At 75.5% G+C, this 1,197-nt stretch carries 1 protein-coding gene; it reads left to right on the top strand.

What is annotated here, in order from left to right; all coding sequences use genetic code 11:
• A partial coding sequence (locus L2I40_RS23435; RefSeq protein ID WP_237217758.1) for a PAS domain-containing protein occupies positions 1 to 1,197 on the top strand: 1,197 nt, incomplete at both ends.

Below are 1,197 nucleotides of genomic sequence, written 5' to 3'. Positions count from 1 at the left end.
CGGCGGCGCGCTGGCGCTGGCCATCGGCCTGGCGGGTGCGGCGCTGATCGCGCAGCGCCTGCTCGACCCGGTCGGGGCGCTCGTCGCGCGCGCGGAGGCCGTCGCCGCCGGCCGTGTCGAACAGGACCAGGCACCGCCGGTGCCGACCGCCGCCGTGGCGGAGTTCGAACGGCTGCGCCGCGCCGTGACGGATGCCGAAGCGGCGATGCGCCGCGTGCAGCGGATCGGGCGCGTCGGCGGCTTCGAGATCGACCTCCGCACCGGCGCCAACCAGCGCTCCGCCGAATACATGGCGGTGCAGGGTTGTGCGGCGCGCCCGACGCAGGAGAGCCACGCCGACTGGGTGCGTCGCCTGCATCCCGACGATCGGGAGCGCGCCGAGCGCCGCTTCCTCGATGCGGTGGCCGATGGCGCGCCGGACACCGAGTACGAGCAGGAATACCGCATCCTGACGCCCCAGGGCGAGGTGCGCTGGATCTATGCCCGTGCCGAGATCGAGCGCGACGCGGCTGGGCGCGCGCTGCGGATGGTCGGCGCGCATATGGACGTCACCGCGCTCAAATCCGCCGAGGCCGCGCTGCGCGACAGCGAGGCGCGGCTGCGCCTCGCGCTCGAGGCCGCGCAGCTCGGCGCCTGGGAGGTGGACTTGGTGAGCGGCCGCGCGGAGCGGACCGCGCGCGCGCTCGAGATCTTCGGCTTCGGGCCGGAGGAGCAAACCGCCGTCTACCCGTCCTGGCGGGATCGCATCCACCCGGAAGACCGGGCGCGCCTGGCCGAGCAGGTGGACGCGGTGCGCACGGGCAGGTCCGAGGGCTACCGGATCGAGTACCGCTTCCTGCGGCCGGACGGGACCTGGATCTGGATCGAGAGCCATGCCCGCGCGGCCGGCCTGGATGCGACGACGGGCCTGCCGACGCGGCTGATCGGCACCAGCCAGGACGTCACCGCGCGCCGCGAGGCGGAGGAGCGGCAAGCCGTGCTCATCCACGAGCTCGACCACCGGGCCAAGAACACGCTGGCCGTGGTGCAGGCCGCGCTGCGGCTGACGCCGCGCGCCGATGCCGAGGGCTTCGCGCAGGCCGTGGAGGGGCGCATCGGCGCGCTCGCGCGGGCGCACACCCTGCTGGCGCGCGCGCGCTGGCAAGGCTCGGAGCTGCGCGCCGTGGCGGAGGATGCGCTGGCGCCCTTCGTCGGCGG

The organism is Falsiroseomonas oryziterrae (assembly GCF_021864505.1).
Taxonomy (GTDB): Bacteria; Pseudomonadota; Alphaproteobacteria; order Acetobacterales; family Acetobacteraceae; genus Falsiroseomonas; species Falsiroseomonas oryziterrae.
This window is presented reverse-complemented; position numbering and strand designations above follow the sequence as displayed.